General features: G+C 55.8%; 21 protein-coding genes. 11 read left to right on the top strand and 10 right to left on the bottom strand.

Annotated elements, in window-relative coordinates; translation table 11 throughout:
• Window positions 1-165: 165 nt before the first annotated feature.
• The 5 genes from ACQ4N8_RS06660 to ACQ4N8_RS06640 all read left to right on the top strand — a co-directional run bounded on the left by ACQ4N8_RS06660 (window position 166) and on the right by ACQ4N8_RS06640 (window position 4920).
• Window positions 166-1158, top strand: a complete 993-nt coding sequence (locus ACQ4N8_RS06660) for a LacI family DNA-binding transcriptional regulator (protein WP_430703553.1) — start codon at window positions 166-168, stop codon at window positions 1156-1158.
• Between the two features lie 6 nt (window positions 1159-1164).
• Window positions 1165-2181, top strand: coding sequence for an N-acetylglucosamine kinase (locus ACQ4N8_RS06655; RefSeq protein ID WP_430703552.1), 1017 nt, complete (start codon window positions 1165-1167; stop codon window positions 2179-2181).
• Between the two features lie 208 nt (window positions 2182-2389).
• Entirely contained in the window at window positions 2390-3742 is a 1353-nt protein-coding gene (locus ACQ4N8_RS06650) for a 6-phospho-beta-glucosidase (RefSeq protein ID WP_430703551.1), read from the top strand.
• Window positions 3743-4280: 538 nt separating this feature from the next.
• Window positions 4281-4658: a hypothetical protein gene (locus ACQ4N8_RS06645; protein ID WP_430703646.1), complete on the top strand. Its 378-nt coding sequence runs from the start codon at window positions 4281-4283 to the stop codon at window positions 4656-4658.
• Entirely contained in the window at window positions 4567-4920 is a 354-nt protein-coding gene (locus ACQ4N8_RS06640) for a transposase (protein WP_430703640.1), read from the top strand. Before ACQ4N8_RS06645 ends, ACQ4N8_RS06640 begins: the two co-directional genes overlap by 92 nt.
• A gap of 268 nt (window positions 4921-5188) precedes the next feature.
• Here ACQ4N8_RS06640 and ACQ4N8_RS06635 read toward each other — a convergent pair whose 3' ends face one another.
• Genes ACQ4N8_RS06635 through ACQ4N8_RS06625 form a run of 3 tightly spaced genes read right to left on the bottom strand, consistent with a single transcriptional unit; the run spans window position 5189 to window position 8335 of the window.
• A complete protein-coding gene (locus tag ACQ4N8_RS06635; protein WP_430703550.1) occupies window positions 5189-6034 on the bottom strand; it encodes a carbohydrate ABC transporter permease in 846 nt (281 codons plus the stop codon).
• A gap of 1 nt (window position 6035) precedes the next feature.
• Entirely contained in the window at window positions 6036-6926 is an 891-nt protein-coding gene (locus ACQ4N8_RS06630) for a carbohydrate ABC transporter permease (protein ID WP_430703549.1), read from the bottom strand.
• 38 nt (window positions 6927-6964) lie between these two features.
• Window positions 6965-8335 carry an ABC transporter substrate-binding protein gene (locus ACQ4N8_RS06625; protein ID WP_430703548.1) on the bottom strand — a complete coding sequence of 457 codons (1371 nt, stop codon included), beginning with the start codon at window positions 8333-8335 and terminating at the stop codon, window positions 6965-6967.
• A gap of 259 nt (window positions 8336-8594) precedes the next feature.
• Here ACQ4N8_RS06625 and ACQ4N8_RS06620 point away from each other — a divergent pair, with 259 nt between their 5' ends.
• Both ACQ4N8_RS06620 and ACQ4N8_RS06615 read left to right on the top strand, forming a co-directional pair.
• The gene (locus ACQ4N8_RS06620; protein WP_430703547.1) at window positions 8595-9347 is read left to right on the top strand and encodes a response regulator transcription factor; all 753 of its coding nucleotides are present in this window, start codon (window positions 8595-8597) and stop codon (window positions 9345-9347) included.
• Complete coding sequence (locus ACQ4N8_RS06615; protein ID WP_430703546.1) at window positions 9344-11110, top strand: sensor histidine kinase; 1767 nt, start codon at window positions 9344-9346, stop codon at window positions 11108-11110. The genes ACQ4N8_RS06620 and ACQ4N8_RS06615 overlap by 4 nt, the downstream gene beginning before the upstream one ends.
• A 70-nt stretch (window positions 11111-11180) precedes the next feature.
• On the opposite strand, the gene ACQ4N8_RS06610 is transcribed toward ACQ4N8_RS06615, so the two are convergent.
• Window positions 11181-12050, bottom strand: coding sequence for an AraC family transcriptional regulator (locus ACQ4N8_RS06610; RefSeq protein ID WP_430703545.1), 870 nt, complete (start codon window positions 12048-12050; stop codon window positions 11181-11183).
• A gap of 174 nt (window positions 12051-12224) precedes the next feature.
• Between ACQ4N8_RS06610 and ACQ4N8_RS06605 the strand changes: the two genes are divergently transcribed.
• Window positions 12225-13622, top strand: a complete 1398-nt coding sequence (locus ACQ4N8_RS06605; protein WP_430703544.1) for an alpha-glucosidase/alpha-galactosidase — start codon at window positions 12225-12227, stop codon at window positions 13620-13622.
• Window positions 13623-13828: 206 nt separating this feature from the next.
• On the opposite strand, the gene ACQ4N8_RS06600 is transcribed toward ACQ4N8_RS06605, so the two are convergent.
• Window positions 13829-15202, bottom strand: a complete 1374-nt coding sequence (locus ACQ4N8_RS06600; protein WP_430703639.1) for a transcriptional regulator — start codon at window positions 15200-15202, stop codon at window positions 13829-13831.
• A gap of 104 nt (window positions 15203-15306) precedes the next feature.
• On the opposite strand from ACQ4N8_RS06600, the gene ACQ4N8_RS06595 reads away from it, so the two are divergent.
• Complete coding sequence (locus ACQ4N8_RS06595) at window positions 15307-15642, top strand: hypothetical protein (RefSeq protein ID WP_430703543.1); 336 nt, start codon at window positions 15307-15309, stop codon at window positions 15640-15642.
• Between the two features lie 762 nt (window positions 15643-16404).
• Here ACQ4N8_RS06595 and ACQ4N8_RS06590 read toward each other — a convergent pair.
• The 5 genes from ACQ4N8_RS06590 to yycF form a co-directional block, all read right to left on the bottom strand.
• Entirely contained in the window at window positions 16405-17211 is an 807-nt protein-coding gene (locus ACQ4N8_RS06590) for an MBL fold metallo-hydrolase (RefSeq protein WP_430703542.1), read from the bottom strand.
• Window positions 17212-17220: 9 nt separating this feature from the next.
• Entirely contained in the window at window positions 17221-17970 is a 750-nt protein-coding gene (yycI, locus tag ACQ4N8_RS06585) for a two-component system regulatory protein YycI (protein ID WP_430703541.1), read from the bottom strand.
• Between the two features lie 460 nt (window positions 17971-18430).
• Complete coding sequence (locus ACQ4N8_RS06580) at window positions 18431-19744, bottom strand: YycH family regulatory protein (protein WP_430703540.1); 1314 nt, start codon at window positions 19742-19744, stop codon at window positions 18431-18433.
• On the bottom strand, window positions 19741-21489 hold the full coding sequence (walK, locus tag ACQ4N8_RS06575) for a cell wall metabolism sensor histidine kinase WalK (protein ID WP_430703638.1): 1749 nt from the start codon (window positions 21487-21489) through the stop codon (window positions 19741-19743). The genes ACQ4N8_RS06580 and walK overlap by 4 nt, the downstream gene beginning before the upstream one ends.
• A 76-nt stretch (window positions 21490-21565) precedes the next feature.
• On the bottom strand, window positions 21566-22282 hold the full coding sequence (yycF, locus tag ACQ4N8_RS06570) for a response regulator YycF (RefSeq protein WP_430703539.1): 717 nt from the start codon (window positions 22280-22282) through the stop codon (window positions 21566-21568).
• Window positions 22283-22455: 173 nt separating this feature from the next.
• Between yycF and ACQ4N8_RS06565 the strand changes: the two genes are divergently transcribed.
• Both ACQ4N8_RS06565 and ACQ4N8_RS06560 read left to right on the top strand, forming a co-directional pair.
• Window positions 22456-23142 carry a response regulator transcription factor gene (locus ACQ4N8_RS06565; RefSeq protein WP_430703538.1) on the top strand — a complete coding sequence of 229 codons (687 nt, stop codon included), beginning with the start codon at window positions 22456-22458 and terminating at the stop codon, window positions 23140-23142.
• A complete protein-coding gene (locus ACQ4N8_RS06560; protein WP_430703537.1) occupies window positions 23139-24500 on the top strand; it encodes an ATP-binding protein in 1362 nt (453 codons plus the stop codon). Before ACQ4N8_RS06565 ends, ACQ4N8_RS06560 begins: the two co-directional genes overlap by 4 nt.
• Window positions 24501-24544: the final 44 nt, after the last annotated feature.

Raw genomic sequence — 24544 nt, 5'->3', positions numbered from 1 at the left:
ACTGCGGGCGAATCCAAAGCGGAAGATGCCGCCCCGGCAGGGGCGGTCTTCCGCGCCTTATCGTGCAACCCAGAACAAGCGGACAGCGTAGCCGGGCCTGATATATACTAAAGATAACGAGATAGCGTTCCAGGTACGGAAAATCCGCCGCAAGGAGAAATTGAAATGAAGGTTAGCATTTTTGACGTCGCCAAAAAATCCGGGTTGTCCGTCGTTACCGTGTCCCGCGTCCTGAACGGCGCGGAAAGCGTGCGCGAGAAGAACCGGCAGAAGGTGCTGGAAGCCATGAAGGAGCTGGACTACCGCCCTAACGCGGCCGCCCGCAGCCTCGCCAGCGGGAAAACCGGAATTATCGGCGTGATCGTGACGACGCTGCAGGATTCTTTTTTCGACCAGGTCGTCAAGGAATTGAACGAAGTACTGGCCCTGCACGGGTATTTCCTGGCGATTTCGATTACGACCGGGATCGATAGCGACGAGACCCACTACCTGATTCAGGAGGACCGGGTGGACGGCTTGATCCTGCTCTCCCCGATGGAGGAGGACAATTACATCGTCGAGCTGAAGCGCCGCGGCATCCCGTACGTGCTGATCGACAACCAGAAGCCGGAGAACGACAGCTTCTCCGTGACGATCGACAACTTCAAGGGCGGGTATGCGGCCGCCAAGCATTTGCTGGAGCTCGGCCATACGTCCATCGCCCATTTGTGCGGACAGGAGATGTTCCGCAGTACAAGGGAGCGGCGCAGCGGATTTCTGCAAGCCCTCCAAGAACAGGGGCTGGAACCGTTCGACATCGTGAACGGGGAATTTGAAATCGCCTTCGGTTACGACACGTGCAAACGTTGGATTGGCGAAGGGCGCCTGCCCTCCGCCGTGTTCGCCGGCGACGACAACATCGCCCTCGGAGTGATGAATGCCCTGATGGAAGCCGGCATTTCGGTGCCGGGCCGGGTCACGGTCGTCGGCTACGACGATCACTATATCGCTTCGCGGCTGCGTCCGCAGCTCACCACCGTCCGGCAGCCGGCGGACCGAATCGCGCTGGCGGCAGCCGACATGCTGTTGAAGCGCATCGACGGGCGCATGAAGCGCGGCGCCGGTCAGCGGATCGATCCGGAGCTGATCATCCGCGAAACTACCGTCCATAAGGAGTGACGACGATTGGCTTATTATTTGGGGATCGACGGGGGCGGCACGAAAACCTACGCCCTGTTGACCGATGAGCACGGCCATGTGCTCGGCAAAGGCCGCAGCGGGAACGGCAACCATCAGACTGGTGCCGCTACGGCGGCCGCCAGCATCCGCGAAGCCGCGGAGATGGCCCTCGGCGAAGCCGGACTCCGCCTGGAGGACCTGCGGCACGCCTATCTGGGGCTGGCCGGCGCCGACCGCGAGGCGGATTACCGGATTCTCCACCCGATGGTGCAATCGATCGGGTTTACGACATATACGATCAACTGCGACACGATGATCGGGCTGCGCGCGGGCACGAACCGCCCTTACGGCGTCGCCCTGATCTGCGGCACCGGCACCAACTCGGCCGGTCGCAATCCGCAGGGCGAGCATGTCCAATGCGGCGGATTCGACTACATGTACGGCGATTTCGGCGGCGGCGGCGCGCTCAATATCGAGGTGTTCCGCTCCGTCATCCGCGCCTGGGACGGGCGAGAGCAGCCCACCCGGCTGACCGGGCTGCTGCTGGAGATGCTCGGCTACGCGCGCGTGGACGACATGTTCCATGATTTCCTCGATCATGGCAAGCACGTCCCGGTGGACGCGGCGCGGCTGTTGTTTGCGGCGGCCGCGGAGGGGGACGCGGTGGCGCTGGAGATTTTGCTCCGCCAGGGGATCGAGCTCGGCAAATCGGCCGTGGCGGTGATCCGCAGGCTGGGAATGAAGGACGACGCGTTTGACGTCGTCCTGGCCGGCAGCCTGCTCACCCGGGGCGACCGCGGCTGGATCCGCGGGCCGATCGAGCGGGCCGTTCGGGCGGAGGCGCCGCACGCCGCCGTGGTGACGTTGGCCACGGAGCCGGTCGTCGGCGCGGTGTGGGCGGCGATGGAGGAAGACGGCCTCGCCGTCTCCGGCGAAGTGCATGAGCGGATGGCAGCGTACCGCGACTTTGACGCCATTAAGTGCGAGTTCAAAAAGTCGGGTTTCCAGGACCGAGAAGGTTGAAAGAAGCTAGGGACGAAAGTAGCGGAGCGTAGACAGATCTACGTGAGCAACTCAAATGTTTCCGGAGGAAACATGCATCGGAAGCATAGGCTTGGCCGGCTGAATTCAAGATTCGACGTCGATTCCGCTCCCTGTACTGTTTCATCATGGGAAGACGACTTTTTTGAACAACCTCTTTAAACTAACGACAAGACAGGAGTGATCAATCTTGGCAACGACGGAACAAGGTTTAAAGATCGTCGTCATCGGCGGCGGATCATCCTATACGCCCGAGCTGGTCGAGGGCTTTATTCTGCATCACAACGAGCTTCCGGTGCGCGAGCTGTGGCTCGTCGACATCGAACCGGGCTTGCGCAAGCTGAACATCGTCGGCAACCTGGCCAAACGGATGGTCGAGAAGTCCGGTCTGCCGATCGAGGTGCATCTGACGACGGACCGCCGCGCGGCCATCGCCGGCGCGGACTTCGTCAGCACGCAGATGCGCGTCGGCATGCTGGACGCCCGCGCCCGCGACGAGTCGATCCCGCCGAAATACGGCGTGATCGGCCAGGAGACGACCGGCCCCGGCGGCATGCTGAAGGCGCTGCGGACGATTCCCGTGCTGCTGGACGTCTGCCGCGACATCGAGGAGCTGGCGCCGGACGCCTGGCTGCTGAACTTCACCAACCCGGCGGGCATGGTGACGGAAGCGATCCTCAAGTATTCCAGGGTGAAGAGCATCGGCCTCTGCAACGCCCCGATCGGCCTGATCAAGCAGGTGTCGGCCAAATACGGCGTCGCCGCCGACCGGGTCTATGCCGAATTCGTCGGCCTGAACCATTTGCATTGGGTGTCGCGGATCGACGTGAACGGCGAAGATAAGCTGGACGAAATGCTGGCCGATACCGCCGGTTATAGCGCCAAAAACGTGCCGGCCCGCGAATGGAACCCGGATTTCCTCCGGTCCCTGCGCGCCCTGCCCTCCTACTATCTGAAATATTTCTACATGACCGACGCGATGCTCGAGGAGCAGTTGGATTCCCTGAAGCAAGGGCAGAATCGCGCCGAGGTCGTCAAACGCGTCGAAGAAGAGCTATTCGAGCTCTACAACGATCCCGAGCTGAAGGAGAAACCGAAGCAGCTGGAACAGCGCGGCGGCGCGTTCTACTCGGAGGCGGCAGTCAACCTGATGCGTTCGCTGCATAACGGCACGAACGACATCCAGACGCTGAACGTGGCCAACAACGGCATCCTCGATTTCCTGCCGGACGACGCCAGCATCGAGGTGAACTGCGTGGTCACCAAAACCGGCCCGCTCCCCCTCCCGTTGACGAAAATCCCGCCGATGGCCAAAGGCTTGATCCACGCGGTCAAGACTTACGAGCAGCTCGCCATCGACGCCGCCGTGACCGGCAGCCGCGACCTCGCCCTGCAGGCGCTGGCCCATCATCCGCTCGTCCCGTCGGTGGAGGTCGCTATCCAACTGCTCGACGAAATGCTGGGAGCGAACAAAGAGTACCTGCCGAACTTCTTTAAAGCGGAAGCGGCTGGGGCCGGCGCTTCCGGGAAGCAGTTAGGGTAGGCTGCCCCGCAGCCCCGTAGGTTTGAATGGAGTGATCCCCTCACGGTTGTCGCCGGAGGGGATTTTTTATGAACAAGGTCTTGCATGAAAAACCTGGCGAGGTACAGAGGTTTGTATGAAAAATCGTATAAAACGCTCATGTCACAGCCGGTTGTGGGAATTTTGAATGAAAAATCGTACAAAATCACTCATGTCACGGCCGGATGCAGGGATTTTGTACGATAAATCGTACAAGAAGCATTCGTGTAATCACCAGGTGCAGGATTTGTACGATAAATCGTACAAAGTCACTTGCAAAACCCTGGCGATTAACAAAAAAATCGACCGCTCCCCTGTCCAACAGGAAAGCAGTCGCTACTTAGTGACGCGGATTCGGATTGTTGCATAACGTACAACATTTTTCCGGGCCCAGTGTCCTCACACGCGCTAATGTTGCATTTTGTACAGGCCTGTTGATTAGCCAAAAAAAGGTAGAAAAAAGGCCGCCGATTCGGTAAAGTGTTTGTACCCCTACAAACATCCGAAACGAGGCGACCTCATGAAAAAGTCTACTTCATTCTCCAATATTCTGCAAACGGTATTCTCTCGTGAGCAAATCACCGATTTGCTTGCAGAAGTTGGCTACACGGATGTTGCCCGAAAATTCACAGGATATGACCTGTTTTTGTTCTTGGCCGAAGCGGCCTTTCAGCGGTGGAGCGGCTATCGGGATGCAGCCCCCCGCCTAGCAGACAGTGGCCTCAAGGTGGTTGACCACTCCACGTTGTCCAAGAAAGCTAAAGATGTGCCGTTTGGTGTGTTTAAGCGTCTACTACACGCGGCGATTGCTCTTTGCAGTCCTGATTCTGGCAACGAATTTGCATCAGCATTCAGCAGAGCGGATCGCCCACATTTACAAGACCCGGTGGCAAATTGAAGTTCTTTTTCGCTGGATAAAACAGCATCTGAATGTCACTAAACTGTTTGGGACAACGCCCAATGCGGTGTACGGCCAGTTGTATACGGCGTTGCTCGTCTATGTGTTGCTTAAGTTTTGGTTTGAACAGGGCAACTCATGGGTACACGTTTCCGCCCGGTTGTCGTTTGCCCAATTCGATCGTTTATTTAAGTTAGAGAAATTACCTGTTGAGTGGAAATCGTATTTGATGAACGAAATCTCATTTCCTAATATTGGTTAATCAACAGGCCTGCATTTTGTACAACAATTTCGCTCTATACCTCGGTATACGCCCCAAAATCCTGCACAAAATGCAACATTTCGGCTTCCAGAGGCGATATTGCGGCTAAAATGTTGTACGGAATACCACATTTTAGGCAGAATCAGCTAAGGCAGAATCAGCTAGTTCAACTCATCCCGCCCGCGACTCATCCGCACCATTGAGAATTCATGCCTCCCGCTCAGCTCCCCGCACGGATTGCGCAGCTCGGCAAGGTCGCCGCTCTCCCCTACCCCTTCAACCCGGTCGTCGAGATCCCCTCGACGAAATATTTCTGGGCCAGGAAGAACAGCAGGACGCAAGGGACGATGCTGACCACCGACATGGCGATGACCTGATTCCAGGATACCGCCGACGAGGCGTCCAGGGACAGCCGCAGCCCCAGCGACACGGTGAATTTCCGCACGCTGCTGATGTAGATGATCGAGTTGAAGAAGTCGTTCCACGTCCACATGAATTGGAAGATCCCCACCGAGAAAATCGCCGGCTTGCTGAGCGGCAGCAGCACCCGGGTCAATACCGTAAACGAATTGCAGCCGTCGATCGTCGCCGCTTCGTCCAGGTCCCGCGGGAGGCCGCGGATGAACTGGATCATCATGTACACGAAGAAGGCCCCCGTGGCAAAAGCCGCCGGTATAATAAACGGCAAATACGAATCCAGCCACCCCAGCTCATTGAACAAAATATACCGGGGAATCATGATCGAAGCGTTCGGCAGCATCAAGGTAGCGATCATGATCGAGAACAACGTCGTTTTCAGCGGAAACTCGAACCGGGCGAACCCGTAGGCGACCACCACGCTGGAAAAAATCGTAAACAGCACGGTCGGCACGACCAGAATAAACGTGTTGACGAAGAAATCCTGGAACCCGTATTGCCCCGTCCCCTGCCAGCCCAGCGCATAAGCATCCCACACGTACGTGCCGGGCAGCAGCTTGCTGGACCCGAAGATGTCGGCATTCGTCTTAAACGAGGAGGTAAACAGCCAAATGAGCGGGTAGATCATGACGAGGCCGAGCAAGATCAGAAACACGTAGTTGAATAAGCGGCCTTTAACTGTACTGGAACCTCTCATATTAACCCCTCCCGTCCTCGTAATGCACCCAGTTGCCCGAGGTTTTGAAAATGATGGCCGTCACGCCCATGATGATCACGAACAGAACCCAGGACAAGGCCGAAGCGTAACCCATATTAAAGAACGTAAAAGCTTCCTCATACAGCTTCAGCGCGTATAAATACGTCGACTTCAGCGGCCCTCCGCCCGTGATGACGAACGCGCCGGTAAATTCCTGGAACGCGTTGACCATCTGCATGACCAGATTAAACAGGACGATCGGCGTTAGCAACGGCACCGTGATTTTGAAGAACATTCTCGTCTTCGAGGCCCCGTCAATCGAACCCGCCTCATACAATTCGCTGGGGATCTGCTGAATCCCGGCCAAGAACAAGACCATCGACGAGCCGAACTGCCATACCGTCAGCAGACCCAGCGTATACAGGGCGACGTCCGGGCTGCCCAGCCAGTCGACCGGGCCTAAGCCCAGGCCGCCCAGCATATGGTTTACCACGCCTTCTTTCATAAACAGAAACCGCCACAACACCGATATCGCCACGCTCCCCCCCAGAATGGAGGGGAGATAATACACCGTACGGAAAAAGTTGATGCCCTTCAGCTTCGCGCTTAACAGCATGGCGATAAATAAAGCGAAGGCCAGCTTGACCGGAACGGCCAGCACCACGTAGAGTCCCGTCACCTTCAATGACTGGTAAAATTCCGGATCCCCCGTGAAAATTTTGCTGTAGTTATCGAACCCGATCCACTTCGGCGCGCTCACCATATTGAAATTCGTAAACGAATAATACAGCGAGGACAGGAACGGATAGAACTGAAACAACAGCAAGCCGATGATCCATGGCGAAATGTAAAGCAGTCCGACGTATTGGAAGTTCTTCTTGCGCTTGATCACTGCGGACTCTCTCCCTTCCTACCGCTAAACCCGTATATTTATTGTCTGTCCTTGATCTCGGCCAACTTGGAGGTCAGGCTGGCGATCAGCTCATCCGCCGCTTGGTCCGGCGTGGATTTGTTATAACTGACCTTCTGAATCACGTCCTCCAGAATTTTGCCGATTTCCGAGTTGTTGGAGAGGCTGTTGTCGACCAGGCCCGCATGGCTCAATCCCAGCTCGACCGCATTCGTGATGGCGGCATCGATTTTGCCCGCCGCAACGGCAGCCTCCTGCGAGGACTTCACCGGCGGAATCGAGCGCACGCCGCCCAGAATGACCGCCGCATCCGGATCGTTCATGAACCAATTGAGGAACTTCACGGCTTCCTCTTGATGTTTGCTATTCTTGCTCACCGCGATCAGCTGCGACGGACGGACGACGACGCCGCTATTCTTCGCGTCCTTGGCGATCGCCGGCAACGCCGTGACGATCTCCGTCCCTTCCGGCAGCACCGTTTTCAAGGTAGGCAGCGTACTGCTCATCGACGTGGTCATCGGCATTTCCTGATTGATCCATTTCGGGTTCTGATCCAGCTTGCCGAAGAACAGGTCGGCTTCGCCGATCGGTTGGTACACGCCCGCCTCCATCGCCTTCTGCAGCCATTCGAAGCTGGCGGCGGCATCTTCCTTCGCAAATCCTACGGTGTAATCCTCTTTGATCCACTGCTCGCCCGTGCGCTGCTTCAACATCGTGCGGAAATCCTGGGTCAGGGCCGCATGGTCGGCGAGCAGCAAATATTTGCCGCTATCCGCTTCATGCAGTTTCTTGCCTTGTTCGTACAGCGTATCCCAATCCCACGCGATGTCCGCCGGAATCCCAAGCTGGTCGGCCAGCGTTTTGTTGATGATCAGGCAGTACGCGTTGACGCCGGTCGGAACCGCAACAAGCTTGCCGTCATAAACGCCGAAGTTGTCCAGGAACGTCGGGTCGAATCCCGTCGCGTCGAAATCCGACATCGTTTTCAGGTCGAGGAAAAAGTCCCCTTTCGTCACCAATTCCTGCACCCATGGCAAGTCGAGCTGCATAATGTCGGCCGACGTTCCGCTGGTCAGCTGCGTTTTGATCTTTTGCTCGTATCCGTCAAAGCCTTGATATTCCGCTTCGATCGTGACGTTCGGAGCGATTTTCTTGTAGGCCTCGATCGCCTCCAGCGTCGCCGCGTGCCGGTCCTCGCCTCCCCACCAGCTGAATCGCAAAGTAACCGGTTCACCGGAATCCCCGGCGCTTGGAGCGTTGCCCGCGTTACCCCCATTGCCTGTATTGCCGCCCGATGTCGCTGCGTTATTCCCCCCGGAAGAACAGCCGCCCAGAAGCGAAAGAAGGAGTGCCAAAGTGATGCCCCATGCCCAACCCTTTTTCCTTTTCATCATTCATTCTCCTTTGACCGCATTTAATGTAAGCGCTTTAAGTATAAAATTGATTTCCGTGCAAAGTAAGGTAGCTGGTCTTAGAAAAAGGTATCCTTTTCCGCGCAATCCTCGGCCGAAGGTATCCTCTTGTTATAAAAGGAATCGTTTCTTCAGATGTTTCCCTCCGTCTATAAAATCGCTTGCAATCCGATTCGGACGATCTGATATAATGAATGTAAGCCGTTACATTCAACTTCTGAGGACCTGGGGTGAGAGGATGTATAACCTGTTGATCGTGGATGACGAGGCGGAAACGCGGGAGGCGTTGTCCAGTTATTTTCCGTGGAGCGAAGTCGGCTTTCATGTGGTCGGCCAGGTGAACAATGGACAGGAAGCGCTCCGGTTCATCGCCGGCGGAGAACGCGTCGACATCGTACTGACCGATATCAAGATGCCGGTCATGTCCGGGATCGAACTCGCCGAAAATTTGTACAACCACAAACGGAATATCAAAATCGTCTTCCTCAGCGGGTACCGGGATTTCGAATATGCCCAGCAGGCCCTGCATTACCGGGTCAAAAACTATGTGCTCAAGCCGGCCAAATACCATGTGCTCATGGACGTGTTCGGCAAGATCAAGGAAGAGATGGAAGCCGAAGCGGCTCCGGAAGCGCGCCAACCTGAGACCGGCCTGGCCAAGGGCGATGAAAGCCTGATCATCCAGAAGATCAAGGACTACGTCAACACCAACTATAGAGACGCCTCGCTCGAGGAAGTGGCCCGGATGGTGCATATGAACGCGAATTACCTCAGCTTTTTTTTCAAACAAAAAACGGGCCAGAATTTCTCCGATTATCTGCTGAAGACCAAAATGGAAGCGGCGGTTGGCCTGCTCCGGGACGTCAGCTATAAAACGTACGAAATCAGCGAAAGGGTCGGGTACAGCAACGCCAAAAATTTCACGCGGACGTTTAAGAGCTACTTCGGCCAGACGCCCAGCGAATACCGGAACGGCCATACGGGCCCATGAGAGAGAAATATTTCGTTAAACAGCTGACGGCCTTCCTCATCCCGCTGCTCGTTCCCATCGTCATTCTCGGCTCGCTGTCTTTCCTGACCACGCAGCATGATATCAAAAAGGACATCAACCAGAACAGCAGCTTTCTGCTCCACCAGTCGGAAACCCAGCTGGAAATGATCCTGAACGAGCTGGATACATTGTACCTCGCGCTATACGATAATACCTCGATCTTCAACGAGCTGTCGACGGTACTCAAGAATCCCTATTACACCTATGAAAGCTCCACCTCTTACCGGATCATCTCCAGCTTCCTGAACGGATTTACCAGCTCCAAGCCGTACATCCAGTCCTTTTACCTGTACGTCGACAATCCGTATGACCGGTTCTTGTCGTCGGTGGGCGGGCTGGTGACGCTGGACCATTTTTACGATACCGCCTGGTATGACGACTTCATGGAATATACGGGGCCGCCGGCCAAATGGACCTCGCGCCGGGCCATCAAGTTTTACGATTTCGAATCGGACGCGACGCCGATCGTCACCTTCTATAACGTGCTCGTGCCGCAAAAAATCGCCATCATTCTGAATATCAAGCCGAAGTATATCGAAGGCATTCTCGACGATATCACGAAATACCCGGGCCAACAGCTGTTCGTGCTGGATGAGGAGAATCACGTTATTTTCTCCAACCATCCTGACAAGCGTCTGCAGACTCCGGAGCTGAAAGCGATCGCCGGCAATCCGGCGTCTTTTTTCGATATGGATACGCCGCAGGGCAAAGTAAACGTGACCAAAGTCGAATCCGAACGGTACAAGTGGAAATACGTGTCGGTGATTCCGCATGTGGAGCTGTACAAGACGCCGACGCGCATTTTTAACTATACCCTGATTTTCGTCGCGATTTCCGTCGTCTGCGGGTTCCTGCTGACCTATTACCTGATCCGCCGCAACTACAAGCAGTTGAAGATGATCCGGACACTGATCAAATCCGCCGACGATAGCCGCGTGTCGCTGGGGCCGCCGCCCAAGGTCAAGGACGAATATTCCTACATCATCCGAAACATGATCACGCATTTCATCGAACACCGGTTTATCAAAACGCAGCTGCTGGAGAAGAAATACCGGCTCCAGGTGATGGAGCTGCTGGCGCTGCAATCCCAGATCAATCCGCATTTCCTCTACAACACGCTGCATTCGGTGTACTGGGAGTCCGTCGCGCTGACGGGGAAGCCAAACAAAGCGAGCGAAATGATCGAGGATTTATCGGACATCCTGTCCTATTCGTTCAGCGACCCGACCAAGATCGTCACCTGGAGCGAAGAGATCGCCAACACCGTCAGTTACGTGAATATCCAGAAAAAACGGTACAAGGACAATTTCGACGTTCGGTTCGACTATGAGGAGGATATCACCGGGCTGTACACGATCAAGCTGGTGCTGCAGCCGTTGATCGAAAACAGCATCTATCACGGCATCAAGGAAAAAGGCGGACACGGCCTCATTAAAGTGAAATTAAAACGGATGGGCGACCTGCTGACGATCACCGTGCTCGACAACGGCAGCGGCATCCCGCCGGAAGAGCTGCGCGAGCTCCTGCAGCGGCTGCATTCCGATGAAGAGCGCACCGAACATGTCGGCTTGTACAATACCTGCAAAAGATTGCGGCTGACCTATGAGCATCGTTTTGCTTTCCGCATCCGAAGCAAGCTGGGTTTCGGCACGATGGTGGAGATCGCCGTACCGGCGATGGAGGAACCGATGCAGCCGGCGTAAGCCGGACGGGTTGCCCTGCCTGCCCTATCTGCCCACCTCCCCCGCTTGCCCCGCCTGTCCGCCGCAAGCGTCACCCGAACAGCCGCTGCTCCCGCCGGTACGCTTGCGGCGAGACGCCTTTGGCCTTTTTGAACACGCGGCCAAAGTGGGTGACGCTTTGATAGCCGACGCGGTAGGCGATGTCGGTGACGGGCTTCTCCGTCTCGCGCAGCAGGCGGCAGGCCTCTTCGACGCGGACGCGGTTGATGTACGCGACCAGCGTCAGCCCCGTCACCCGGGGGAAAATGTGGCTGAGGTAATACGCGCTGATATGGAACCGGCCCGCCAGCCCGCTCAAGCTCAGGTTCTCTTCGTAATGCGCGTTGATGTACCGGGCCACCTCGGTAACTTCCCGGTACGGGCGCTTCCCCGCCTCCGCTTCTCCTTCGCCGTCATTGCTTGGCCGGTTCTGCGCCAGGCGGAGCAGGCTCAGCAGCAGTTGGGACAGGAGCAGGCGGCAGTACTCCTCGTAGCCGCTTTCCTGCTGCTTCTGCTCGGCCAGCATGCGGGCCAGCAACGGCTGCACGAGGTTCTGCTCCTCGGCGCTCAGCCGGATGACCGGGAAACGGCCGAACAGCCGGCCCAGCTCCTCCTCCCGCCCGGGCAGAAGCGAGCTGATCGCCTCTGTGCGGAAATTGACCAGGATCCGTTCATGCGGCTGCGACAGCCTCCCCGAAGGCGACGTCTTGTGCAGCACGTTCATCGGAATCAGCACCAAATCGCCGGCGCGGAGATGATACGTTTGATCCTTGATGAAATAACAGCGCTCCCCCGAGGCAAGATAATAAATCTCCCAGGCATCGTGGAAATGCTCCCCGTCCATGGAAAACCGTCCGGGCTGCTTGGCCGCCTCGATGCTGAAATGGCGGCGTATGGGCGCCAGCTGTCCCTCCATGTTCATTTTCGTCCCCCCCTTGCCTGCCTGATGAATTCCGCGGGTTTCGAGACCCGCTAAGCCTTTCTCTATTGCAGCAAAAAATGTAGAGTTCAGGTGGAAATCAGCAATATTCGTGCGGTAACTTTGCCGATTTTGCTCTATGTTTATTGTAACACCAAAACAAGGGAGTGACTTAACATGCATGAGGCATCGACCATAAAAAATCTGAAAATCGCGTATATCGGAGGGGGCTCCCGCGGCTGGGCCTGGGGTTTGATGAGCGATTTAGCCCTCGAACCAGCGCTGTCCGGCAATGTGGCCTTATATGATATCGACTTTGCAGCGGCCCAAGCCAACGAAGTCATTGGTAACCGCTTGCAAGATCATCCGGAGGCAGTGAGCCGCTGGCAATACGAAGCGGTTCGGACGTTGCCGGAAGCGCTGAAGGGCGCCGACTTCGTCATCATCTCCATCCTTCCGGGGACGTTCGAGGAAATGCGGTCCGACGTGCATGCGCCGGAAGCGTACGGCGTGTACCAGTCCGTCGGCGATACCGTAGGACCGGGCGGAGCGATTCGCGCCTTGCGAAGCATCCCGATGTACGTGGAAATCGCCGAGGCGATCCGCGACCACTCGCCTAACGCTTGGGTCATCAACTATACCAACCCGATGAGCGTGCTGACCCGTACGCTGTACGAAGTGTTCCCGGGCATCAAAGCCTTCGGCTGCTGCCACGAGGTGTTCGGCACGCAGGAGTTGCTGGCCGAGATGCTGCAGGATATGGAGGGGCTGTCCGACGTCCGCCGCCAGGACATCGAAGTCAACGTCCTGGGCATCAACCATTTCACCTGGCTCGACCGCGCCTCCTACCGCGGCACCGACCTGTTCCCGGTGTACCGGGCTTTTGCCGAGAAGTACGCCGAGGAAGGCTTTAGCGGCCACGGGCAAAAAGACCACTGGATGAACAACAGCTTTACGTCGGCTAACCGTATCCACTTCGACCTGTTCCGCCGCTTCAACCTGATCGCCGCGGCCGGCGACCGCCATCTCGCCGAATTCATGCCAAACACCTGGTATTTGCGCAGTCCGGAGCACGTCAAACAGTGGAAGTTCGGCCTGACGCCCGTATCGTGGCGGATCGACAACCTGCAGAAGCTGCGGGAACGCAGCCGCCGCCTTGTCGCCGGCGAAGAAACGTTCTCGCTCAAATCCAGCGGCGAAGAAGGCATCGCCATGCTGCGCAGCTTGACCGGCGCCAGCGCCCCGATGGTCACCAACGTCAACCTGCCGAACCGCGGCCAAATGGCTTCGCTGCCGCGGAACGCCGTCGTCGAAACCAACGCCGTGTTCGGCGCGGACAGCGTCCAGCCGGTGCTGGCCGGCGGCCTGCCGGAAGACATCAACAACCTCGTCACCCGCCACGTCTACAATCAGGAAGCCATCCTGAAGGCGGCCTTGGCCAAAGACCGGTCCCTGGCTTTCCGCGCCTTCCTGAACGATCCGCTGCTCTCCGGCCTGACCCCGGACCAAACGGAGGAGCTGTTCGCGACGATGCTGAACAACACCAAGGCTTATTTGCCGGGGTGGGAGCTGTAGGGGTGCTATAGTAACCTCGTATATTCAAATCACAACTAGAAAAAGAAAGCATCCCGGATTTTCTGATCTGGAGATGCTTTCTTTATTTGAGTCTTATTGATATTTAACTTCCCGAACCGTGAGAATAAGTGGTAATAACAATAGGAATGGTCTGCTTTCCAGTAGGGATAAGACTAGTAGCCGGGATCGCCGCGGCAACCATCAAACTACATGCAGCTACCACTAAAGCCAATTTTCTCTTCATTCAGTTTTTGCACCTCACCTATTAAAATTTTGTACCGCCGGTTCGCTGCTTCAGTTACAAAATCTCGGTATTGTTCAAATAGACCTACACTTTTTAGCATACCGTGTCCACTACAAATTTCAATAGCAAATGCAAAACCGTCCAGAACCCACTCCAATCCTCGTTCAAAATCTTTTTTCTTTAAAAAATACACTCCCAAACCCGTTAGTAAACGTAAATATCGGTCATCGGTATAAAGCTCGCTAATCTTGCCAATACGGCTGTTTTGCTCTTGATACTTTAAATAGGGCTCGTATTGCTCAAGCACAAAATCGATGTTCATATCAAACTTATTAGCTGCGACCACAATTTCGCATAAGGCTGGGAATACTTCGTTTTCCCTGGTAGAAATATACTTCATATATTCCGGAAGAATCTCCATATTACCGGACATTAATTGATACAAATAGCGATTGCCCTCAGCCCATTCCTGAAACTGGAGAATTGTAGCCAGTTCTTCTTCATTGGGTTTTTTCACCCAACTGCAATCCGAATAGAAGGAGACATGATATAAAGCATTCTCATAATCTTCTAAATTGAAATGCGCATCGCCCAGTTCTAAATAGGCATACATAATATAAAAAACAATCTGTTTTTGGGTTTCCGCTGATTTTTTTCGGCCATTTAACTCGTAATGAATGGTTGCTTTAATCTTTAATTTCTCCGCCAGAACCTTTACCTTATCCCATCGTCGCAGTGAAAGAAATACATTGATTAAATCATTAAGCGCATCCAATTGATAGGGTTCGTCGAGGCGATCCGCAAAATATTCAAATTGTGAAGCCAGCAATAAATTTCGATTCTGATCTTTGGATAAGCCCAGCGTAAATAATCGATAGTGGCAAAGCGCCAGCCGCTCGGAATGCTGTTTCGGTTCACTTTCCGCTATACATTCATAAAGTACGGCAGCCGACTGCAAACTGCCTTCGTGAAAAAGTTGTTCGGCCAAGTTAAAGAGTAACGGTATGTAGGCCAGGTTATCCATCAATAATCGAACAGCTTGCTTAATACAATCCAGCTTATTCAATTCGGCACAGCGATGCAAAAAGGGCCCTAGTCTACGCCAGTCCGGCGTGGCTTGGAAAAAACATTCATCAATATACTTTTCGTAAAAAAATCCTTCAACCAACCCCATCCCCGAAGTGATCCGGTCAAGCTGATGCATGGCAATAGGGCGATGACCATTGATAATACCGCTTAGCGTTCCGGCATTGATCTGCGATATTTCGGCAAACTGACTAAGCGTCAAGTGATTCTGTATCAAAAAGTCTTCTAGCTGCGCACGAATCGTAACCACTGGCTCCAAACAAACACCTCCCTTACGTCATAAACTAACGGATGGTATTATTAACCATATAATTCTATAATATGGTTTAATATACCTATGGTCAATAAGAGGGTTTGATTATTACAGGATCCCTACATTTTATTTGGATAGGATTATGGCAAAGAATTAATGAAAACAATGAATTCCCCCTCCAAATTATGGGCGGAACCGTTGAAAAAGCAAAATTTGAGTTTTCCGCTCCTGCCGGTAAAGAGGATGTCCCTTTTCTTTCCGAAAAATATAAACTTCTTCTAGCTCAATATTATGTTGATTTCTTACTCTTCCACAATGGAGCTAAATTATTTGATATTGGCTTTGGAGAATACACTGAAATTTATAGTATAAATCCCCGATATTGCTCCACATTTATTACCTATTGCACGCTGTCCTTCATGCCTGGTATTTCTTGATACTAGTCGAGTAGAGAAAAAATATATTTATTCAGTCAGGTGGCTCGGAATTCAATTATTTATGTATGGGCTTTAAAGATTGGCTAGAAGCATTGATTATAGCAAACGGCAGTAACTTTGTAGAATGGGCACCACTTTTATTATATAGGACGATTGATGATAATGAATTAAAGGTTAAGGACTGGCTTATTGAAGGTTTTAAAATGGATTCCGAATGTGTAAAATTTCCATTTCATGCCCAAATTCCGCCTCAACCTAATAAACCGTGCTTGACAGTCAAAGCCGGCAACCGATTTTGGCGTAAGATCAACACTTGTTGTCCGGACGCTTTTGCACGATTATACCGTTTGATCAGGTGGCAGAGAAACAGATCGGTTCGAGATCATGAGACAGGTTTAGGACAAAGAGGCGGGTTGGGGGTCGCATGTCGAGGCAGGTATCATCTCAGACGGAAGGGTTTTATACTGCAGCAAACTCACGGTCTTTTCGTTTCCACCGCATCTTGTGCTTGCTTGATCTCCCGTGCGGTCTGTATCCTTTCTCCTAACCCCCGCCCCTGCTCCCTTACCGAGAGGGATAATCGTGCAAAGGAGCATGCAGAGACAACAATACACGGGCCCTATAGATAGCCACCCCTTGGCCCGTCACGGACCAAGGCGACCTTATCGAGCGCCTAACTGCTGAAAACGCCTCTTTGGGAGCCGAAAAGCGTTACCCGGCTCCGGACCCCCCACTATATCGGGGCACTGCCCTCCGACGTCCTTACCGCTCGCTCAGCACGTCCCACGGCGTCGGGCGGTCGTAGTACGTCTCGCACAGCTTGAACTCGCTGTCCTTGAAGAAGCAGCCGCGATCCTCCATGGCGCCGCGGACGGACATTTTGGCCAGGTCGAGCATGTTATGCTCGCGGCTGAGGTGGGCCAGGTACGTCCGCTTCAGCCGGCCGTTCAGGATCTCGCTCATCAGCTCCCCGGTCGCGTCGTTGGACAAGTGGCCCAAATCGCCGAGGATGCGGCGCTTAATGTTCCACGGGTAACGGCCCATCCGCAGCATCTCGATATCGTGGTTGGCCTCGAGTACCAGCACGTCCGCGTCGCAGATCGCTTCCTTCACCTTGTCGCTGGCATAACCGAGGTCGGTGCACACGCTCAGCTTCTCCTTGCCGTCGTAGAAGTTGTAGCCGACCGGCTCGGCGGCGTCATGCGAAATCCCGAACGACTCGACCCGCAGCGAACCGAAATCGCGGGTTTCTCCGGTGCCCAGCACGCAGCGGTGCTCGTCCGGAATCACGCCGATCGTTTTTTCCATGGCCGTCCAGGTCTTCTCGTTCGCATAGATCGGAAGATTATATTTTCGCGCCACCGCGCCCAGGCCTTTGATATGATCGGAATGCTCATGCGTCACCAGAATGCCGCTCAGTTCCTGACCGGTCACTCCGCGCTCCAGCATCAGCTCATCGATTCGTTTCGCGCTGAACCCGGCATCGACCATCAGCGTGACTTCCCCATTAGCGACCAACGTTGCATTGCCTGTCGAACCGCTCGACAGCACCGAAAATCGTATCCCCATAATCTCCCATTACTCCTTCGTCTTCTCTGTGTTCGGACTGATCACGTCTCCGCTGATCCCTTGCACGTAATACTCCTTGCCGCTCTCCAGCATGAACCTCCACGCCGGGGAGGCCGGCAGATGGGCGTCCGAGTCAAACACTTCCCCGTAATAACCGAGCTCCGCCTCGGTTACGACCGAACCCTCCGGCAGGAAGTTCTCGATCAGGTTGCCGAGCGCCTTCGAGGCCGACAACACCTGCTGCGGCTTCTCCTCCACCGGATAGGTAATCTCGATCGCCTGGCGCTGGTACGAAATGATCTTCTGATTGCTGTTATACAGCTTCAGCTCGATTTTGAACAGCGGCCATTTCCCGTCGACCAACGGGTGCAGGACGAATACGTCCGAACTGCTCGCCACCTCGTCGTAACGATAGCTTTCGATGTCCGGCAGGCTGTTCTTCAAGGCGGCGGCCAAATCCCGCGGCGTAAAAATCAGCTTGCTGTCGACCGGCGCCGCCAGATCGACCATTTTGCCGTTTTGCTCCCCGTCCACGAACCGGTAAGCAATCTTCGGCAGCTCCGGCGTGTCGGTCGGAATTTTGGCCAATACCCGGATTTGCTTCTCGTCCATCGCTTTTTGCGTATTGTTCTCGAGGGTGGTGATATCCAGATTGGAGTCCCTCTGCTCCCGCAAATCGTTCCACAGCTGATAGCCGAGCACCAGGTTCAGCAGCAAAAAAGCATAGATCAGCACGTTTTTCGCACGACCCCAATCCATGATTCATCCTCCCTTCGTTTTTGTATGCGGCTTAGGATGCCGCGCCTGCAAGCAAAGCGTCCAGTCAGGCAACATCTTGTCCGCGTTCTGCGCCTGCCGTAACCCGCGCGTACCATAAAACCTTGTGCCGTACGGACAATGACCGCTGCCGGTGACTGTTGCGTCCGTAACGTTATCACTGGCCGCCACTCTTAGCGGACGGTCCATGTTCTCCGTGCTGCTCCAAAACGTACCGTTACCACGGGCGGCCGTTCCCGTAACGGACCGTAGAGACGTTATCCGTCCATTTCCCGGCTATTTCCCAACCTAACGGACTCTACGGATCTTATTCGGCTCCAAATGAGACGATTGGCGATAATTTGAATAAAATAACGTCTCCTGGGTCCGTTACATTTCAATACTGCCCATATAGCGCCATTTAGCGCCTCTGGAGTCCGTTACAAGTTGCGCCCTGCTGCCGCTACTCCTCGACCGGGCCCAAGCTTAGCACCCGCGTCGCCCCGTTGCTGAGCTCGACCACCCACATCGGCTTCAGCAGCAAGCCTTGTTCGGTGAGCGAAGGCAGATAGGCCGGGTACAGCCCGGCGATGCCCGCTTCCGTCTTCAGCGCCGCGATCTGCTCTTGCAGCAACTTGCCGCCCGGCAGGGAGACGACTTTCTTCTCCCAGGTTCCGCCCGCGCCGTAGATGAGCGAACGCTCGTAGCCGGTGATCGTGCCTTGGCGCATTTCCAGCGAGATCGCCCCGTAGTGGAACGACGACAGGTCGATGATCGGAAAAGCCCCGAACTGTCCGGTCCCGTAATACTGCTGGAACACGACCCGATGCTGGTCTTTATCCACCCCGTCATCGGTTTGCTCCAACCGGTATTTGCCGTTCCAACCGCCGTGATCGTTGACGAAGTCGACCGCCGACAGCACGTTTTTGCTCGGGCTGTTCTCACCCGCCGAAGGCGCTGCCGGATCGGTGTAATTGATCCAGTTGCGATCCTGTTTCACCTGGAGGCTGCGCTTGCTGTCCGTGTAAATCTCGGAGCCGTCTTTTTCCCGGATATAGCGGGTGATGCTGGGGTCGAAGAACAAGTTTCGCTGCATCTGCTCCGTCGTATAAAGCCCAATGTCGAGGCCGGTTTCGACCATATCGACCGCTTCCTCAGGGACGTAGTACCCATCCGTCAGCGTGTACGGCACCCAATCCTTGCCGAAATCCACCTGCTGCTGCACGTCCTGCACCGTCAGGTCGGCTTTGGTCGCCTCATACACCACATCCCCCTGCGAGCTGAAGAAGAAGACGCGCACCTGATCTTCCGTCCCCGTGTTGTAAATGAGCAGGCGGTTGATATTCTCCGCGTCGAACAGCGGATCGGGCGCAACCTGCATCACCTTCTGCAGCAGGGCCACCGGGACGCCCCCGCCGAATTCCAGCTCCACGCCGACATGCTTGCCGCGGATGTCCGTCCAGTCGATATTGTCGATATCATACCGCTGAAATCCGTCAAACTGGCGGCCTTTGAGCCGGGAATAAATCAAATTGTAAAACGTAGAGTCCGGGTAAAACACGGTGTGCCGCTCCTCGCCCATATGCACGGCGATTTGCGCCGGAAACAGCATCGCCTCCGCCTCCAGGGTCGTCCCCATGTTTTCCGTGCGGATGTAGTCGCTCTCCGATTTCACCACCGGATTGCTCCCCGGCAATTGGTAGATCAGAAAATAGCTTTGCACCAGGCTGCACGCGACCAGTAAGGCCAGCGCCAGCGATTTGACCCTCTCCTTCACCGCGCTTCGCCTCCTTGCTTCTCCATCGGCAGCGTAAAGGTCACCTTGGTGCCCTTGCCGAATTCCGACTGCAGCGAGATGGTCCCGCCGTGCGCCTTCACAATTTCCCGGGCAATCGACAGGCCGAGGCCCGTGCCGCCCATATTCCGCGAACGCGCTTTGTCCACGCGGTAAAAACGTTCGAATATCCGGTCCAGGTCCTTCTTCGGAATCCCGATCCCGTTATCCTCCACCGATACGGCCAGCTGGCGGTCATCGGTAAGGCGAGCCTCCAACGCGATGGCACCGCCTTCCGGTGTGTATTTCATCGCATTGGAGATCAGGTTGTCCAGCACCTGGTCGATTTGATCCCGGTCGATCCAGGCCGTATCCACGTCGCTGGCGATAAACAGCGTAGGCTTGATATCCTTTTCCTGCATCTGAAAAGAAAACCGGTCCGCCACTTCCTCCAGCATTTCCATCACGTTCGTCGGCTGCTTGCGCAGCTGGGCCTCCTGGGAGTCGAGCCGCGACAGGTGCAAGAGATCGGTGACGAGGCGGATCATCCGCTCGGTCTGGTTCTGGATGACGGAGATGAAGCGAGACCCGAGCTCCGGATCCTCCATCGCGCCATCCTCCAACGCCTCCGTGTAGCTCTTGATCGTCGTCAGCGGCGTGCGCAGCTCATGCGAGACGTTCGCCACGAATTCGCGCCGCGACGCCTCCAGCTTCTCCTGCTCCGTGACGTCCTGTAGCACGGCGATCGTCCCGATGATCCCGATTTCCCGCCGGTGGATCGGCGTAAACGTCACGCGGATCAGGAACACGTCGCCGTCCGGCGCGTCGTTCTCCAGAATCGTCGAATGCATCCTGCCTTGCTCCAGCACGCCCTGCTCCTCCGGCGGCAAATGCAGCAGGGACATGATATCAATTCCATCGACCGGTCGGTCCTCTACCATCAGCATTTCGCTCGCCCGCCGGTTCATCAGGATGACCCGACCGTTCTCGTCGGTCGCGATCACCCCGTCGCTCATGTTCGTCAGAATTGAAGCAAGCTTCTCCTTCTCCTCTTCGTTTTGCGCGAGCGCATCGCGCAGGCGGCTGGTCATGTAGTTGAACGCTTTGCTGAGCTGCCCGATTTCGTCGTTGCCGAGCACAGGCATCTTCTGGTGGAACTCCCCTTCGGCCACCGCGGTGGCCCGCCGGGTCAATTCCTTGATCGGCGACGTGATCGTATGGGCTAGAATGACGCCGAGCACGGCCGTCAGTCCCAGCGCCAGCAATATCCCGGAAATAAAGATGTTGTTAATCCGCTCCATCGTGCTGTACAAATCGCTCATGGAGGCCGCGATGTAGATCGCGCCGACGATTTTCCCGCCGCTCACGACCGGCTTGGCCACGACTTTCTTGCGGATGTTGTCCTCGTCGATGATGTATTCCTCGTTGTCGCGAATGCCCTGCAGGGCCCGGCTGACCACGGTTTGCGTATTCTTCGTGCCCACGTAATCGGCGTGCGAGGGCTTGGACGTCGTCAGCACCTTGCCGCTCGCGTCCAGGACCTGAATTTCCGCGCCGTTGATGTTAAACAAGTTGTTGACCAGCACGCGCAGGTTCTCCATCGATTCCTCCGCCGACTCTCCGGTCACGCCCAGGTTTTGCGCCGCCAGCACGGAGAGCAGTTCCGCCCGCTCCTGCAGCTCCTTGGTGAAGTTGCTGGTCAGCGAGGTTTTCATCGCGCTCACGAAATAGACCCCGATCAGTTGCATCGCAATCAGGATCAGCAGCACGTATATGATGATCAGCTTGGCCTGGATCGTGCGGAAGAAGGAAGGCAGATTCATCCTAGAATCCACCCGCCTTGGAGCTCCGCATCATATAACCCAGTCCCCGCCGCGTCAAAATATATTCCGGCTTGCTCGGGTCCTTCTCGATCTTCTCCCGCAGCCGGCGAATGGTTACGTCGACCGTCCGTACGTCGCCGAAATATTCGAAGCCCCACACCGCTTGCAGCAGGTGCTCGCGCGTCATCACTTTCCCGGCGTTCTTGACCAGGTAATGCACCAGTTCAAACTCCCGGTGCGTCAGATCCAGCGGCTCGCCGTTCTTATGGACCGTATACATGTCCGTGTCGATAAACAGCTCGAACAGGGTGATGCCCTGCTTGGTTTCCTCCGCGCCCTCAGCGGCCGCGGGCTTCTGCTGGCGGCGCATCTGCGCCTTGACCCGGGCCAGCAGCTCGCGCGTGCTGAACGGCTTGGTAACGTAATCGTCGGCGCCCAGCTCCAGGCCCAGCACCTTGTCGATCTCCCCGTCCTTGGCCGTCAGCATGATGATCGGCGTCTGCAGCTTGGCGCGCACCTCCCGACACACGTCCATCCCGTCTTTGCCGGGCAGCATCAAATCGAGCAGGATGAGATCCGGCTGTTCGGAGAACGCCAGCTCGACCGCTTTGATGCCGTCGAAGGCCAGCACAACTTCGTAGCCCTCTTTTTCCAGATTGAATTTCAAAATATCCGCAATCGGCTTCTCATCGTCCACTACCAAAATTTTCCCTTGCATGACTCCCGTTCACCCCAAACTTTCAGCCATGGGCTTTTGCTCCCTCTATCTTACCATATCCGGAGCCGCATCAGCTATCCGCGGAACCGGCAACTATTGAATGCTTCTACCGGGAACTGGTAATCTATTGATATCCTGCAAGAGAGACGGAAGAAGGAGGAAGATTAAAGCCCATGGCCAAGATTATGATCGTTGATGACGATCCCTATATACGCGAATTGATCGGCTTGTATTTATCCAAGGAAGGGTTCGACCTGATTCAGGCCGACAACGGGGCCGACGCGCTGGAAAAAATGGAACAAGCCCCGGCCGACCTGGCGGTGCTCGACATCATGATGCCGGTAATGGACGGCTGGGACCTGTGCAGCGAGCTGCGGCGGCGATATCCCGATACGCCCCTGCTGATGGTGACGGCCAAAGGCGAAACCGGGCAGAAAATCAAAGGATTTAACCTCGGCACCGACGATTACCTGGTCAAGCCGTTTGATCCGCTTGAGCTGGTCGTACGCGTCAAGGCCTTGCTCAAGCGGTACAAAATCGCCGCTTCCCAAAGCGTCCAGCTCGGAAACGTTTGGCTCAACCGCCAAACCTACAAGGCGACCCGCGGCGAGGAAGAATTGACCCTGCCGCCCAAGGAATTCGAGCTGTTGTTTAAGCTCGGCAGCTATCCGGGGCAGATTTTTACGCGCGAGCAATTGATCGAACAAATCTGGGGCCCCGATTACGAGGGGGATGACCGCACGGTCGACGTGCACATCAAGCGGCTGCGGGAACGTTTCGCCGGCGGCGCCGGTTCGCCCGCTCCCTTCCGCATCGAAACGGTCTATGGCCTGGGTTACCGGCTGGAGGTGGAGAAATGATCAAATCGCTCTATATCCGCATCGTGCTCATGTTCCTCTCCGCCATCGTGGTCAGCTTGGTGACGTCGGCGATCATTACAGGCTATCTGTACGAAAAATCGGTCCAGGAGCAAACGCAGGACAGCATGGTGTTGCTCGGCCAAGGGCTGATTCGCATTTACGATCGCGCCGGCTTCGACAACCGGGCGCTGGTGATGAACGACATCCGGGATTTGACCGGGGCGATCAGCGTGGAAATCTTCGACGGCAGCGGCAAATTGGAAATGTACGGCTCCGCGCCGGAGGCCGACATCCCGGACGATCAGGTGAACCGGGTGCTGCAGGGCCAGGACGTGCGGGGTCGGGTCGGCCGGAACGACGTCTACGTCGGTCTGAGCTTCGAAAACGGGGGCGAACGCTATGCCCTGTTCATCCAGCCCAATTCGGCCAATCGGATCGGATACCCGGTAAACGATATGATCTGGACGATGATCGGGATCGTACTGGCGGGGGGAAGCCTGTTTTTTATCGTGGAGGCCGGCTTCCTGGTCCAACCGCTGCGCAAAATGACGGAAGCCACCCGGCGGATGGCGAAGGGCGATTTCAGCACGGACTTGAAAGTGAAGCGCAAGGACGAGCTGGGGGTGCTGGTGCAGAGCTTCGACGAGATGCGCCGCCAGCTGCGGCAGCTGGAGCAAATGCGCCAGGACTTCGTATCCAACGTGTCGCATGAAATCCAATCGCCGCTGACCTCCATTCGCGGGTTTGCCAAAGCGCTGAAGGAAGAGCAACTGGACGCCGAAGCCCGGGACCGCTACCTGGACATCATCATGGCCGAAAGCGAACGGATGTCGCGGATGAGCGAAAACCTGCTGAAGCTCGCCTCGCTGGAGTCGGAGCACCACCCGTTTCATCCGGTCACCTACCGTCTCGACGAGCAGCTTCGACAAACGGTCGTGGCCTTCGAGCCGCAATGGTCGGCCAAGCGCATCCGGATGGATCTGGAGCTGCCCGTCGTGCAGATCGCCGGCGACCGCGACGGGTTGGAACAAGTGTGGATCAACCTGATCGGCAACAGCCTCAAATTCACGCCCGAGGAAGGCACGGTATCCATCCGCCTTCGACAGGACGTGAATCAGGTCGTGGTCTCGATCCGGGATACCGGGATCGGCATTTCCGAGGAGGACCAGCCGCATATGTTCGAGCGATTCTACAAGGCGGACCGCTCGCGCAGCCGCGCTCAAGGCGGCAACGGGCTCGGGCTGGCCATCGCCAAGAAGATCGTCGGACTGCATCAAGGAACGATCGCCGTACGAAGCCGCCTCGGCGCCGGGACGGAGATCAGCGTAACCCTTCCCTATCACAGTTATCGCGAGTAATTCCCCCCATTCATACTCAGTTCACATTCTTTCGGTACCCTTCC

Origin of the sequence: Paenibacillus macerans (assembly GCF_050565405.1) — a bacterium.
Taxonomy (GTDB): Bacteria; Bacillota; Bacilli; order Paenibacillales; family Paenibacillaceae; genus Fontibacillus; species Fontibacillus macerans_B.
The sequence above is the reverse complement of the archived record's forward strand: the minus strand, read 5'-3'. Positions and strand labels throughout refer to the sequence as shown.